General features: G+C 39.8%; 15 protein-coding genes and 1 pseudogene. 15 read left to right on the top strand and 1 reads right to left on the bottom strand.

What is annotated here, in order from left to right:
* The first annotated feature begins 496 nt into the window (after window positions 1-496).
* The 8 genes from MHB82_RS29940 to MHB82_RS29905 all read left to right on the top strand — a co-directional run bounded on the left by MHB82_RS29940 (window position 497) and on the right by MHB82_RS29905 (window position 6,979).
* On the top strand, window positions 497-1,864 hold the full coding sequence (locus tag MHB82_RS29940) for a right-handed parallel beta-helix repeat-containing protein (RefSeq protein ID WP_341176741.1): 1,368 nt from the start codon (window positions 497-499) through the stop codon (window positions 1,862-1,864).
* The gene (locus tag MHB82_RS29935) at window positions 1,861-2,421 is read left to right on the top strand and encodes a nitrous oxide reductase accessory protein NosL (RefSeq protein WP_341176740.1); all 561 of its coding nucleotides are present in this window, start codon (window positions 1,861-1,863) and stop codon (window positions 2,419-2,421) included. Before MHB82_RS29940 ends, MHB82_RS29935 begins: the two co-directional genes overlap by 4 nt.
* 21 nt (window positions 2,422-2,442) lie before the next feature.
* The gene (locus MHB82_RS29930; protein WP_341176739.1) at window positions 2,443-3,267 is read left to right on the top strand and encodes an ABC transporter permease; all 825 of its coding nucleotides are present in this window, start codon (window positions 2,443-2,445) and stop codon (window positions 3,265-3,267) included.
* Window positions 3,260-3,985, top strand: a complete 726-nt coding sequence (locus MHB82_RS29925) for an ABC transporter ATP-binding protein (protein WP_341176738.1) — start codon at window positions 3,260-3,262, stop codon at window positions 3,983-3,985. Before MHB82_RS29930 ends, MHB82_RS29925 begins: the two co-directional genes overlap by 8 nt.
* Before the next feature lie 13 nt (window positions 3,986-3,998).
* Window positions 3,999-4,538, top strand: a complete 540-nt coding sequence (locus MHB82_RS29920; RefSeq protein ID WP_341176737.1) for a TlpA family protein disulfide reductase — start codon at window positions 3,999-4,001, stop codon at window positions 4,536-4,538.
* Between the two features lie 235 nt (window positions 4,539-4,773).
* Entirely contained in the window at window positions 4,774-5,478 is a 705-nt protein-coding gene (locus MHB82_RS29915; RefSeq protein ID WP_341176736.1) for a response regulator transcription factor, read from the top strand.
* Window positions 5,475-6,317, top strand: coding sequence for a sensor histidine kinase (locus MHB82_RS29910; RefSeq protein WP_341176735.1), 843 nt, complete (start codon window positions 5,475-5,477; stop codon window positions 6,315-6,317). Before MHB82_RS29915 ends, MHB82_RS29910 begins: the two co-directional genes overlap by 4 nt.
* Complete coding sequence (locus MHB82_RS29905; protein WP_341176734.1) at window positions 6,314-6,979, top strand: response regulator transcription factor; 666 nt, start codon at window positions 6,314-6,316, stop codon at window positions 6,977-6,979. The genes MHB82_RS29910 and MHB82_RS29905 overlap by 4 nt, the downstream gene beginning before the upstream one ends.
* Window positions 6,980-7,092: 113 nt before the next feature.
* Here the strand turns inward: MHB82_RS29905 and MHB82_RS29900 are convergent, their stop codons facing one another.
* The gene (locus MHB82_RS29900) at window positions 7,093-8,058 is read right to left on the bottom strand and encodes a LacI family DNA-binding transcriptional regulator (RefSeq protein ID WP_341176733.1); all 966 of its coding nucleotides are present in this window, start codon (window positions 8,056-8,058) and stop codon (window positions 7,093-7,095) included.
* 132 nt (window positions 8,059-8,190) lie between these two features.
* Between MHB82_RS29900 and MHB82_RS29895 the strand changes: the two genes are divergently transcribed.
* From MHB82_RS29895 to MHB82_RS29865, 7 genes and pseudogenes are all read left to right on the top strand, one after another.
* On the top strand, window positions 8,191-9,513 hold the full coding sequence (locus MHB82_RS29895) for a 6-phospho-beta-glucosidase (protein WP_341176732.1): 1,323 nt from the start codon (window positions 8,191-8,193) through the stop codon (window positions 9,511-9,513).
* A gap of 498 nt (window positions 9,514-10,011) precedes the next feature.
* The gene (locus MHB82_RS29890) at window positions 10,012-11,442 is read left to right on the top strand and encodes an MFS transporter (RefSeq protein WP_341176731.1); all 1,431 of its coding nucleotides are present in this window, start codon (window positions 10,012-10,014) and stop codon (window positions 11,440-11,442) included.
* A 24-nt stretch (window positions 11,443-11,466) separates the two neighbouring features.
* Window positions 11,467-12,570, top strand: a complete 1,104-nt coding sequence (gene mqnC, locus MHB82_RS29885; RefSeq protein WP_341176730.1) for a cyclic dehypoxanthinyl futalosine synthase — start codon at window positions 11,467-11,469, stop codon at window positions 12,568-12,570.
* Between the two features lie 150 nt (window positions 12,571-12,720).
* A complete protein-coding gene (locus MHB82_RS29880; protein ID WP_341176729.1) occupies window positions 12,721-13,224 on the top strand; it encodes a MarR family transcriptional regulator in 504 nt (167 codons plus the stop codon).
* 73 nt (window positions 13,225-13,297) lie between these two features.
* Window positions 13,298-13,537: a NifU family protein gene (locus MHB82_RS29875; protein WP_341176728.1), complete on the top strand. Its 240-nt coding sequence runs from the start codon at window positions 13,298-13,300 to the stop codon at window positions 13,535-13,537.
* Between the two features lie 84 nt (window positions 13,538-13,621).
* A complete protein-coding gene (sufC, locus tag MHB82_RS29870; protein ID WP_341176727.1) occupies window positions 13,622-14,404 on the top strand; it encodes a Fe-S cluster assembly ATPase SufC in 783 nt (260 codons plus the stop codon).
* 24 nt (window positions 14,405-14,428) lie between these two features.
* A pseudogene (locus tag MHB82_RS29865) lies at window positions 14,429-14,968 on the top strand (Fe-S cluster assembly protein SufD); the annotation flags it as partial.

The raw sequence follows: 14,968 nt of genomic DNA, 5'->3' as shown, positions 1-14,968 counted from the left end.
ACCTTCTCCTCTTTTAAAGAGAATAAGGTGAGTAGGATCTCTACATAAAAATCTCTAAACTCTAAATGGGCTGATCTAAAGAGAATGATGATTGTATAAAGAAGCAGTTGATCGACGTGATCGACTGCCTTTTTTATACACCTTACTATCTATTTAATCGTAAGTGAACAAAAACGCTCTCCCTAAACATTAAGGACGCCTGTCATTCGGTCCACGGAGATGTCGGTTTAAACTACCATATGATCATTGAATTTCAAAAGAATTTTATCACATTTCATAAATGTAGTTAAGCTTAGCTGGAACTTATAAAAAGGATGCAATTCATTGAAACACATCACAAATTTGACAAACTCCCTTCCTCCTCTAGCCAGGTTGAGCTATATAGAATTTTTTAGAATGTTTGTACACTAGTATCAGGTGGGATCACAATTTCTATCGTCACGCTTCATATCAAATTAAAATCTATCTGTGAAAAGGAGGGGATAGTATTGGAATTTTGAATGAATACACTCATAAATCTGAACTTGATCGGTTTGTATGGAAATTAATTACTTGTCTCTGCGGTATCGGTATTCTAAGCCTATTTTTTATTAATAATAATGCTTATTCTGAACCAAACAATTCTCTGGTTCTCTTGCAGCCTTTAATTGACCAGGCACAGGAAGGTGAAGTTATTATTCTTCCACCTGGTACATATCGAGGTCCCGTTACGATTAACAAAAGCATAACTATCAAAGGAAATTTAGAGACAAAGTTAATCAATAAGGAGGTAGCCCCCGCTATCTCAGTCAATGCAGATAATGTTTTCTTAAAGGGGTTCAATGTAGAGCAGAAGTCTGTGGACGAACTTGGTGCAATTCAAGTTTCAGGGAGTAAAGTTACTATAACCGATCTTAACATTCAAACTAAAGGTTACGGCATAATATTAAGAAAAGCTTTAGATGTCATCATTCAAAATAATAAAGTAGTTTGGATAGGAACCGAAACGATTTCCATTGCTCAGAAAGGAAATGGAATTGATTTATATGCATCACAAAATATAAGCATAACAAACAATCTGATCAGTGGCATGCGAGACGGTATTTATTTGGAGAATAGTTGGGATACCGAAGTTATAAATAATACGATAACGCGTTCGCGATATGCTATTCACTGTATGTATTTACTCCGTACTAAGGTTATTAACAACATAGGTGAGCTTAACATTACCGGTGCCATGATTATGGGTGTTCGAGAAGCTACTGTTTCGAACAATTCCTTCCGTATGCAAAATAACAATGTACACTCGCAAGGAATATCGATGTATGATGTCCAAGATTCAATAATTATAAATAATGCATTAGAAGGAAACCGTGTGGGTTTGTATATTCAAGAATCGTCTCAGAATGAAATTATCCTAAATGATGTAGTTCGGAACTATATTGGCGTGCAATTGCTCGCTGCAGAACGAAACGAGATACATTCTAACCATTTTGTGTCCAACGTAATTGAAGCACAAGCAGTTGAAAGTCAATATAACATCATCAAGAATAATTATTGGGATTCCTTTCAAGGCCTTGATCTGAACCGGGATGGGGCAAGTGAAATGGCTTACACTATAAACCCTTTTTATCAAGACCTGGTTAGACGAAGGGCACCATTTCAGCTCTTTTTTAAATCACCAGGCATGATGTTTTTAAGTGAGTTGCATACTGAAGGACGAGCTGACTGGACAACAGACATCTCACCTCTAATGAAGCTGGATTCAGATTCAAATATGATGGAAAGAAAGTCAACAAGCCATCGAATCGTGCCGTGGTTGGGTGCTTTGCTGATGCTTGTATCTGCCTGCAGTATGATCCATTTAGGAGGAAAACAAAAATGAAACACTGGAAAATGGCCTTAATTACGCTTTGGTCGATCTTTCTATTGCAAGGGTGTGGACCAAAATATACAGCGATACCTATTAATGAGGACGTTGATGTTTGCGTCATCTGTAACATGCAAGTTAAGGATGATGCGTATGCTACACAATTGACTACGAAAGATGGACAAACCTTCAAATTCGATGATATTGGATGTATGAACGAGTGGAAAGAGAAAAATGGGACCGAGCAGATCGGTATGGATTTTGTTCGTGACTATAACGACAAAGAATGGATCGAATTCAATAAAGCCACTTTTGTGTACGATGCCTCTATTCGGACGCCAATGGCCTATGGACTTGTCAGCTTCAAAGACAAAGAGTCTGCCGAAAACTTCATTCAGGAACAGGGCGTAGGTGAAATTATGACTGCCGCAGATCTGAAATCCCATGATTGGAAGCAGAATACCGAGGGGATGGATATGATGGGGGAAGAGGGGCACAGTCATAAACATGAACAGGACGCTGCAGAGTCGCATGGGTCTGAGAATATACAGGGACATACAGGCCATCATTAATACAGAAGTTGGTGAAATGACATGATCCCCCATGTGATCGATGTAGCCAATCGTGAAGTGAAGTTGGGATTTCGCAATCCGTGGTCTTATTCGTTCCTGATTTTGTTTTGCGTATTTAGCTTAAGTCTTCTAGTCATTAATTCACTCAATGTGGTTGAAGGCTATTCTGGAACGACAAGTTCGCTGGTCAATTTAATCTTATATCTATTGCCGCTAATGACATTATTCATTGGTTCATTCTCACTGACATCCGAGAAAGAGGATGGGAGTTGGCAGTTATTATCTACATACCCGCTGGCTACATCCTCGTTTATACTCGGGAAATACTTAGGATTATCGTGTGTCTTGATTGTGATTGTCTCGTTTGGGTACGGGCTGATGGGCCTTATTAGTGGATTTATGGGTAATTCGTTTAGCTTGTTGACATATGGACTGTTTATTCTATTTTCATGTGGTCTTGTGTTCATGTTCTTGACCATTGCCTTATTCATAGGATCCGTATGCAAAAACCGCTGGCAAGCGCTCACAATTTCAGTTTCGGTTTGGTTTTTTTCAGTCATTGCTTGGCCAACTCTACTAATTGCAGGCTTGAGTTTTGTTCCCTACACATGGATTCAGCCGATGGTGTCCATATTCACATTGTTGAATCCGGCAGAAATTGTTCGGTTATTCGTCATTATTAAACTCGGGGGCGGATCTGTTCTTGGGCCAGAGTACTATCGCTGGGTGCAATGGATTCAGCAGCCCGTCGGTACTTGGATTTTAATGGCGCTTATCATCGTTTGGATCACCGTATTCCTGTTGGTAATTCACTGGATATGGGAAAGGAGGCGTTATCGTGGATGAGAACTGTAGAGCAGGGTTTGCGCTAGTGACAGATGTATCCAAAACCATAAAGGGGAAACAACTTGTTAAAGACATCTCCTTTCAGATTCACTCGGGGCAAACTGTCGCTTTATGTGGAGGAAACGGTGCTGGTAAAAGTACCGTTCTTCGCATGATCGTTGGCATTATGCGTCCCACTTCGGGAGACATCGTGGTTAATGATCTTCGCACCTGGACCCACCGAAGAACATTTGCAGAACAGATCGGTTATATGCCGGACGATTTCCAATTCAATCAGGGATTATCCGCACAAGAAACCCTACAATTCTGGGCCGATCTGAAAAGAGTATCATCTAGTAGAGTGGATGACGTTCTTGCCACGGTGGGGCTCGATACCAATAGAAAACAACGCGTCACGACCTTCTCTAAAGGCATGCGGCAACGATTGCTTCTTGCACAATCCCTGCTGGCCAAGCCTGCTTTACTTGTTCTGGACGAACCAACCAATGGACTTGATCCATTTTGGATGCGTGAACTCGTTCAACTTCTAAAAGAGTTCAAACGTGATGGGCAAATGATCATATTTTCGACGCATCAGTTGGAAATTGCAGAGGAAATTGCTGACGAAGTTGTGTTCATGAATGAAGGAGTGAATGTAGGAACTGGACCGACTGCAAAGTTCAGGGAGCAATTCGGAAGTTTGTACCATGCATTTCATTATAGTTTGGGAATAAAGTGAGGTTTTCGTTTACATGTCATTCCAGAAGTTGACCTTACGGCAGTGGCTTACCGCACTCATTGCTATCACCGCGATCGTGGTAAGCATTGGAGTCATCCTTCATCAATCAGCAGATCCTCAGCAAAAGCGGGGAACGAAGATTGAAGAGGGAAGGTTGGCACCGGAGTTTAATGCCACAGATTTAACAGGTAATCCCGTATCGCTCAACCAGTATAGGGGGAAAGTCGTTCTTCTTAATTTCTGGGCATCATGGTGTACACCGTGCGTGAGGGAAATGCCATTATTAAACGACATATCGCATACGTATGCCAAGGATGTCCAAGCCATTTTCATCAATGTAGGAGAATCTAAGGGAACTATCCGGGAATTTCTAGAAGAGCATCATTTCGACTTTGATATCGTTGTTGATGCCACTGGCAAGCTTTCAAATATGTATAATGTGACTGGTCTTCCTGCAACCATGATTATCGATCGGGAAGGCGACTTCAATCGAATACTATGGGGAGAACTCAGTGATGAGTTGTCTATAACTAAGTGGCTGAATGCATTGTAACAGGGAGTTATCAAATACCACATAATCCATTGACCGCCATTCACATGGCGGTCTTTTAGTTGCATTCTATTAGGCTGGCGAGGTACTTAGTGTGTTCATCATTTGTTTACATTTGAAAGACTTTGCTTTTATGGATAGCCCTACAGAGCCATTTTTTATTTTTATCATAAGAGTTATGCTTTCGAGAATAAATCATATCATTTGATTTTCTTAAATGTAAGGTGGAGGTATCCTAATGCATAGTGTACTTCAGAAACGAATACTGTTGCTGGATGGTGAAGACCGCATCCGTATACTATTTAAAGAATTTTTAGAAAAAGAAAATTTTACTGTTGAAGAAGCTACCTCTGGAATGCAAGTTCTTTGGAAATTAGAAAAAAACCATAAATATGATGTATTAATTCTAAATCGAATACTGCCCGACATCAACGGTATTGAAATATGTAAGCGTGTGAAGAACAAATATGTGATCCCAGTCATCATATTATCTGAGGAGTCTGGAGAAAAAGGACTTATTGAAGGATTTCAGGCAGGGGCAGACGATTATGTTACAAAACCTTTCAGCCCAAGAGAGTTTGTGCTTCGTATTCAAAGCATACTACGCAGAGTAACAGAAAGTGCTCCTTTTGACTTCAAAGCGCGGCCTGGTAGTGAACTACTGATCTCTGACATATTGATTCGATTTGCAACTCATAAAGTATACGTCAAGCAAAAAGAAATCCATCTAACACCGAAGGAATATGATTTATTTCATTTTCTGGCTAAACATCAAGGGAAGGCATTTTCAAGAAAAGAGCTGCTTGCAAAAGTATGGAATAATTCTCAGGCAGAGATACACAATCATCGTACGGTGGATGCGCATGTAAAACGGTTACGTGTTTCGCAATCCTTAATTAAAGAGCAATTCAGTTTAATGAGAATGGTGAGGAATAGAATATGACATATAAACAAATAAAATGGATGATTTTGCTTATTCCAACAATCACAGTTGCTTTGTGGGAATACGTAAGGCACCAGTTTTTATTGCCCTATATCTCTATGAACTTGGGAAATTGGCTTACACCCGTCCTCGTATATCTCGTCAGTATTACGTTATTGACCAAATTGTTTCGCATGTTAGAAAGAATACAGAAGGAATTGCAACATGAGCGTTCTGCTAAAGTCACTCTTGAAGCGCGAGAGAATTTGGCTCGAGAATTGCATGATGGTATTGCGCAATCTCTTTTCCTCTTGTCGGTTAAAGCAGAAAAACTAAATAGCGACAATACATCAGAACAGCATCTGCAAAACGTGCTTTCTCTGCGAAAAACGATACATGAAGTGAACCGCTATGTAAGACAGGCGATTACTAATTTAAGGTTGGAGCAAGAGGAGATCTCTATGGTGAAAACGAACGATTCTTCCTTGATAAACCAAATTCACTTTATGGCTCGAGACATACGTACTCCTATGGAAATTAAATGGGAGTTGAATGATCAGCAGCTGGATGATAAAGAAAAGATAGAACTGCTTGCCTGTGTACGCGAGACGCTTATGAATATGGATAAACATGCTGCTGCAACAGCAGGATCTATATTCGCCGTCGGAACAGGCACCCATACTTGGAAGGTTGTTATTAAAGATAACGGTAAAGGGTTTACGGGCGATCCATTTGTAAAGAAGAACAAGTTTGGACTTCAAATCATGAAGGAACGTTGTAAAGAAATGGGATGGATGTTGAACATTAGTCAACAAGAAGAACATACAATTATCGAAATTTGTAAGGAGGTCTATAAATGAATGTAACCAAAACTAGAGTACTTATTGTAGATGATCATGAACATGCTCGGGAAGCCATTGAAGTAATATTAAGTATGGATGTAAGCTTCGAAGTCATTGGGGTCGTCACCAACGGGCAAGAAGCTATTGATTTCATGGATAAGTGGTTACCTGACTTAATCTTAATGGATATTCAGATGCCGGTCATGAACGGACTTGAGGCTACAAGTAGGATCAAGCAGATATTTCCTTATGTCAAAATTGTTATGATCACAGTTTCAGACGACATGCTACATTTACTGGAGGCTATTAAGCGTGGCGCTCAAGGTTACTTGCTTAAGAACTTGGAGCCTTCCACTTGGCTGGAGTACTTACATTCCATTATTAATGAAGAGGCACCACTATCTCGTGATGTAGCATACCAAATCCTTAAAGAAGTCAATGTAAAAGAATATAAGCAAACAGAAGTTAAACTGACAACAAGAGAGTTGGACATTCTGTACGGCGTAGCGTCCGGTTGGACAAATAAAGAGATTGCTAGTCAATATGAGATTTCGGAATACACGGTTAAGAATCACATGAAAAATATATTACAGAAGTTACAGTTGCAGAATCGGGTACAACTGACTCGCTATGCACTAGAACAAGGCCTTATTCAGGACATGAATCGTCCTCATTTATAATTTTTTCCTTTTATTAGCTCCCACAGAAGATTATGATCTCCGCCACCCAGTCGTTTTTTGTAAGGCCCTCTTATACTTGTTCCCGAAAGAGAAACTAATAAGGAAATCAATGTTTATGTTGAACGTCTCTCAATTAATTCAAATGCTAAAGAATGAGATTTAGGTGATGATTGACCTAACATTTCCAATATGATAAAGAGGGCATTTTCTGCTTGTTTATTAGCTGGATAATGAACTGTCGTAAGATCTAGTAAGTGGGCAAATTCGGTGTTGTCAAATCCCAAAATGCCAATGTCAGTTGGACTGGAGTAACCTGCTCGCCGCAGCTCAGTGAGAAGACCAGCTGCCACAGAATCATTTGAACAGGCGATGGCATCCGGTCTTATTGTTTGATTCATCCACCATCTTGCAATCTCCTCACCATCATAGATCGTTAGCTTATCATGAAAATCTGGAAATTCATTTGCTTCTAAATGATGCTTGGCAACAAAATCTTTGTAGGCTCTTATGCGCTCAGGCGTATTTAAACCTTTTGATGAATAGACATTGGCAATCTTGCGATAACCTTTGGAAAAAAGATACTCGAGGCCTAGCATATAGCCTTGATATTGATCCATAAAAACTGAAGGTATGGAGTCGCTAACAAGTCGCTGCCAAGTTACAATAGGGCCGTATTTAGCATAAGATTCAATCACTTTCCATTCGTTGGTCCGAAAAAGACAGACTAAGGCGTCGAGCTGCTTACTTCGCAGCATTTCAAGTGCGATAAGTTCTTGTTGGCAGTCTCCGTTTGTGAAAAACATCATTACATGAAAACCATGTTTTTGTGCACTAATGTTAAAAGCTTGAATAAATGATGTAGACAAATTTGTGTGAATTCCTGTCATTACACCAATAATACGAGTCATCCCTTTTTTGAGTGATTTCGCATTGGAATTAGGTACATAGTCAAGATTTTCAATGATCTCAAGAACTTTTTTGCGCTTGGTTTCATTTACATAAGGATGTTGATTAAGAACACGCGAGACCGTAGCTGTGGATACACCTGCGAGTCTTGCTATTTCCTGTATGTTGGCCATGATTTTCACCTCTTAAATTAGCATAGCACACTCAGAGTCAAATTTTCATTTATAAAAGAAGCTTGACCTGTAATCCATTACATAATTTAAGGTAGAAGTGTAGCAAAGAAATCTTTCTGGGAGGCGTTCACATTGAAAAAAGGAGTAAAGATAGTAACCATTGGCGGTGGTTCTAGTTATACACCGGAATTAATTGAAGGGTTTATTAAAAGACATCATGAGCTTCCGGTTAGCGAACTTTGGCTAGTAGATATAGAGGTGGGCAAAGAGAAACTTGAAATTGTAGGTGCTATGGCAAAGCGGATGATCAGGGCTGCTGGAATAGATTGTGAAGTCCGTCTGACATTAGACCGAAGAGAGGCGCTAATTGACGCAGATTTCGTCACAACCCAATTCCGGGTAGGGCAGCTAGACGCACGTATTAAAGATGAGACAATACCTCTTCGCTATGACATGATCGGGCAGGAGACAAACGGGGCGGGTGGCATGTTAAAGGCATTTCGTACCATTCCGGTTGTACTTGAAATTGTAGAAGATATGAAAGAACTTTGCCCGCAGGCTTGGCTCATCAATTTTACTAACCCGGCAGGCATGGTTACGGAAGCTGTACTACGTTATGGGGAATGGGAAAAAGTGATTGGATTATGCAATGTTCCTATTATAGCAGTTAAGAACGAGGCAGCTGTGCTTGAGATGGACGAAGAAGCCCTATTTTTCAAATTTGCGGGTATCAATCATCTCCACTGGCATAGGGTTTATGGACAAACTGGGGATGACCTTACTGAGGTGCTTATAGATAAACTATACGGACCAGACGCTAAGCCGGAGAAACTGGTTGAGAACATAAAAGAAATGCGTTTCTTGCAAGAACAAATTGCTCAATTGAAAATGCTTCCTTGCCCTTATCACCGTTACTATTACATGACAGATAGCATGTTAAGAGAGGAGCAAGAAGAAGCACAAAAAGAAGGAACACGAGGTGAGGTTGTTAAGCGTCTGGAAGAGAGCTTATTTGAATTATATAAAGATCCAAATCTCAATTACAAGCCTCAAGAACTTGAGAAGCGTGGAGGGGCTTATTACAGTGACGCTGCCTGTGAAATTATCAACTCAATTTATAACAATAAAGGGACAAAAATGGTGGTCAATACCCGAAATCGAGGAGCAATCAGTGACCTGCCTTACGATAGTGCTATCGAAGTAACCAGTATTATCACGTCACATGGAGCGGAGCCAGTTCAGTTTGGGAAATTTCCACCAGCCCAAAGAGGGCTTCTTCAGATAATGAAGGCTATGGAAGAACTCACAGTCGAGGCTGCTATTACAGGGGATTATGCCACCGCATTGCAGGCATTTATTTTAAATCCTTTGGTAACCAGTGGCGATACAGCAAAAGCTGTATTAGATGAAATGTTGGAAGCTCATCGTGATTACCTTCCACAATTCTTTAAATAAAATTTGATATTAGTAAATTAATTAACAAGTCGGTTTTGATGACCGGCTTTTTTCTATATTCACGAATTAACAACTACATTATGATGGTCTAATCCTGTTAGCAGAAAGTATTGTCATTTGGGAGAGTCAGCCGAGAACCTTATGTTGGCTGTGTTTAGCTCCGGGGTTTCTCATTAATTATACTACTATACGTACTAATTCTGTTCACAACGAAAGAATGTTCTGTTTAGCTTCGTCTTTACAATGAGAACGCTTGTACAACACTTCACTAAGAGCAAATCTATGAAGATTAATTGACAAATTATAAAAAAAGGAATACTCTAATTGCGTAAATAAATAGTTAACCAGTTAACAATATTTCATTGGGAAAGAAGGGAGACTCAATTAATCATAATAAAGAAATAGCTTCAAACCAGTCTGATGAGAGATAAAGTCTTAGGTTAGTAAGCAAAGTCGTTGATTAATATTGTAATTCTAACGGAGAGGAGAAAGAAGACTATGTCAATCCATTCAATCGAAAAATCTGATCCTAAGCGTTGGAAAGCTCTTGCTTTATTAGGTTTCGCAAATTTCCTGGTTATGATGGATAGCGCTATTATTCAGGTGGCCTTACCTACTATCAAAGATTCACTAGGCTATACCGAGACAAGTTTACAATGGGTAATGAACGCATTTCTGATTATGTTTGGAGGACTTCTGCTTTTGGGAGGAAGACTAGCCGATTTGTTTGGTCAGCGGCGCATCTTTATTTTAGGAGTTTTAATCCTAGCGTTAGCGTCTTTATTCGCGGGGTTGGCATGGAACGAAATATCACTTAACGTTGCACGGGCCATCCAAGGTGCTGGTTCTGCGTTGATTGCACCTTCGGCGCTTTCTATAATTATGATTTTATTTAGTGCAAATAAAAAGGAGATGGGTAAAGCACTTGCACTTTGGGGGCTATCTGGAGCAGCTGGCGGTTCCATAGGTATCGTTCTCGGAGGTGTCCTTACCCAATTATTAAGCTGGAGATGGACGTTATTGGTCTATGTGCCAATTAGTATTATTGTCTTGATATTGACTCCAAAATTCATAAACAAACAGAAGAGTAAAAATGAAAATATTATCCGCATCGATTATGCAGGTGCATTTTCTGTTACGGCATCATTAATGCTTATTGTGTACGGTATTGTAACCGCAGAACAAAAAGGATGGAATAATTTCTTAACTATTTTAACTCTATCAATAGGAACTGCTTTCCTTATCATTTTTATTCTTATTCAAATTTTTAAAAAAGAAGCGCTAGTTCCATTAAGTATTTTTAAAACGCCAAACTTAGCGGCGGGAAACATCTCACTCTTAATGTTAGCAGCATCATGGTTTCCACTCCTTTATTTCCTTATTCTTTATCTACAGGAGGTTCTTCAATTTGAACCTTTTGTTGCGGCGATGGGTATATTCCCTGCCCCGATATTTCTGGCAATTTTTATGATTGCTATCGCTGAAAAGGTAATGGCAAAATTAGGGTTGAAGGTTACGATGTTTATCGGCTTTTTAATACTTGGTGTATCTGGGTTGTTGTTAACAGGAAATAAAGTTGACGGAGATTATTGGGGGGATGTGTTCTTACCTTTAATCTTGGCAGCTCTTGGCAACGGTCTTGCTTATCTTCCAGCAACTACTGCAGCCATATCGGAGGCTAAAGCAGAAGAATCAGGGCTTGCCTCGGGTTTATATAATACGACGTATCAAGTAGGGTCAGCAGTTGGTTTAGCAATCTTGGTTTCCATAGCAGCAGCCTTAAATACTGGGGATAATTCTGTAACAGTTTTAAACGAGGGATATCAACATGCATTTTTCTGGAGTGGAATCGTTGCATTTGTAGGTGCAGTTTTAGCACTAGTTTTTATCCATTCTCCCAAACAGCATAAATTGAATGGATTGAAATAAAAAATAATAATGGAGGTGCGACAATTGAGTATAGATAAAATCTTGGAGAAAGCACTGAATAAAGAACGTCTGACTGTAGAAGATGCAATAGCGTTATATAGAAGTGATGAAATCGAGAAAATGGGTGAAGTTGCAAATACAATTATGAAAAGGTGGCACCCTGATCCAATCACCACTTTTGTAATTGGTCGTAATATTAATTACACAAACATTTGTGATACATTTTGTCGGTTTTGTGCATTTTACCGTGCACCGGGAAAAAGCGGAGGGTATGTATTGGAAGATGAAGTTATCATGCGAAAGATTCAGGAGACGATTGATGTTGGAGGAACAGAAATATTGATGCAAGGGGGGACAAACCCTAACTTGCCTTTTTCCTACTATATAAATTTACTAAAAAATATAAAACAACGATTTCCTCAGATTACAATGCACTCGTTTTCTTCCGTAGAAATTCAGAAAATGGTTGAATTATCGGGTCTGAGTTTAGAGGAGGTATTACGGAAGCTTAAAGAAGCAGGGTTAGATTCTCTTCCAGGAGCTGGAGCAGAGATACTAGATGATCGTACCCGAAAAAAGATCAGCCGCTTAAAAGGATCATGGGTAGAATGGATAGAGACTATGAAGACAGCGAAGAAAGTTGGTTTACATTCAACTGCAACAATGGTAATTGGTTTTGGAGAAACCTTTGAAGAACGAGCTCTGCATTTATTACGCGTACGTGATGCTCAGGATGAAACAAATTGTTTTCTAGCGTTTATTTCATGGACGTTCCAACCCGAAAACACAAATTTAAAAGTCAAGAAGGTTGAACCTAGTGAATATTTGAAAAATGTTGCTATTTCACGTATTTTTCTCGATAATATTCCAAATTTCCAATCTTCGTGGGTGACGATGGGAACTGAGATAGGAAAAAAATCACTTCACTATGGATGTAATGATTTAGGAAGTACCATGATGGAAGAAAATGTCGTTTCAGCAGCAGGTACGACTTACCAAGTAAACATCAATTTTATTTTGCGCCTAATACGTGAAGCTGGCAAAATTCCTGTACAGCGCAACACTAAGTACGATCATATTCATCTTTTTAAGGAAAGAGAAACGGTTAAAAAGGACTTTCAAATGTAGAGTAAAACTTTGTGTACTCTAAGTAGTACATTTACTTGGTTTTATTATTGGTGTAAAGAATGAATTAATTGATATTGATAATCATATTCAGTAATGGTATGATAATATTGTTAACCGGTTAACAATAAGTGAAAGGAGCTTTTCGTATTTATGAAACAAACCTCTGAGTTGCAACATATTTACGACCTGTTTTGGAAAGTTTCACATTTAAGGGAGCAGTACGAAAGTACAGAGTTTAAAGCTTTATTGCAAATGCTAAGAGAACAGGGGATTTCTGAATATCCCGCGAACATAACAGCAATTCATGTCATTGATTGTATTGGAAAAAACGAACCCATTAATAACACCGCGATTGCAGAGATCATGCAATTGTCTAAGGCGAGCATAACCAAGATAAGTTCTAAACTCTTAGAAAAGGGATTTATTGAACGGATACGTCTTAACGACAATCTGAAAGAAATCTACTTTCGATTAACAGATAAAAGTCAAGAATTGTATGTGTTACACGAGCGACTCCATAACCTGGAAGAACAAAGATACTTTCAATTTTTTGATCGTTACTCAAGTGATGAGCTATCTTTTATTGAGAGGTTCTATAAGGATATGGCTAAGGACTTGGAGCAAAGAATGATACAGAGAACTACTGTCGAATAAGCTCAACACAGTTGGTCTAACATACATTCCAATAGTAGAAAATAAACAAAATGATAATGAAGGAGAGGCTTAAATGAAGGATAACATGGCGTTGTTCAATGAGGTATCAGAGGTATTAGAGAAGTTGCGTCCATACTTACAACGTGATGGTGGTGATGCAGAATTGATAGAAGTTGAAGATGGCATTGCTAAATTGAAATTTCTAGGTGCTTGTAGTGGTTGCCCGAGTTCAACGATTACGTTAAAAGCTGGTATCGAACGTGCTATTTTAGATGAAATCGAAGATATCCAGGAAGTTGTACAAGTATTCTAAAGACCAGTGGGATGTTGATAAATAGTATTCAAGTCTGTTGAAAACATGAGTGGTGCAAGGAACACACAGAGGGGATTGAATGAGATGACAACAAAACTGGAAATTAAAGATTTAAAAGCAGTAATCGAGGGCAAAGAAATTTTAAAAGGATTCAATCTGGAAATGAAAGGTGGAGAAATCCACGCAATCATGGGTCCGAACGGAACAGGTAAGTCCACATTGGCATCGGCTCTGATGGGTCACCCTAAGTATGAAGTAACTGACGGTACAGTAACCCTTGATGGTGAAGATGTATTGGACATGGCAGTAGATGAGCGCGCGCGTGCAGGTCTATTCCTGGCTATGCAATATCCGAGCGAAATCGCAGGCGTAACAAACTCCGACTTCCTGCGCAGTGCTATTAACGCACGTCGCGGCGAAGGTAATGAGATCTCCCTGATCAAGTTCATTCGTCAAATGGAAGGCAAAATGAAAGAACTCGACATGAATCCAGAGTTTGCACACCGTTACCTGAACGAAGGTTTCTCCGGTGGTGAGAAAAAACGTAACGAAATTCTGCAAATGATGCTGCTTGATCCAAAAATCGTAGTTCTTGATGAGATTGACTCCGGTCTGGATATCGACGCTCTGAAAATTGTAGCAAATGGTGTAAATGCAATGAAGAGCGAAGATCGTGGATTCCTCATCATCACTCATTATCAGCGTTTGTTGAACTACATTACACCTGATTATGTGCACGTTATGATGCAAGGTCGTATCGTGAAATCCGGCGGACCTGAACTGGCTCACCGTCTGGAAGCAGAGGGATATGACTGGGTTAAGGAAGAGCTGGGAATCACGGATGAAACTGTAGGCCAAGAAGCGTAAAGACAAAACGGAGGAGGATAATCGATGACTACACAAACAATTCTTCCGGTTGAATCTGAAGCGCTTCGCGCCTTGTCGGAAAGTAACAACGAACCCGGCTGGTTGACCGAGCAGCGGCTTGAAGCCCTTAAGCTTGCAAGTGGTCTTGCGCTTCCGAAACTGGAAAAACAAAAAATAGAACGCTGGAATGTCAGCGAATATGGCACATATAAAGCAAGTGAGGCTATTTCTTCTCTGGAAGAAGTACCTGCTTCGATTAAAGATCTCGTTCAGGATCAAGCTGAAGGCAGTCTGGTTATCCAGCGCAATTCCGGCACAGTATACTCCAAGGTATCTGCTGATTTGGCAGCCAAAGGCGTTATTTTCACGGATCTGGCTACTGCGGTTCGCGAGCATGGCGATCTGGTAAAACCTTACCTGAACACAGCTGTGAAGGCAGATGAGCATTCCCTTGCCGCTCTGCATGCGGCTCTCTGGAACGGTGGAGTATTCCTGTATGTTCCTAAAAATGTGGAAATTGAAGTTCCGCTTCAAGCTGTTTTGCTCACAGATGATGCAACTGCA

Origin of the sequence: Paenibacillus sp. FSL K6-2862 (genome assembly GCF_038005125.1) — a bacterium.
In the GTDB taxonomy this organism is placed as follows: domain Bacteria; phylum Bacillota; class Bacilli; order Paenibacillales; family Paenibacillaceae; genus Paenibacillus; species Paenibacillus illinoisensis_A.
Note: the sequence above shows the minus strand (reverse complement) of the source record. Positions and strands in the feature narration are given on the sequence as shown.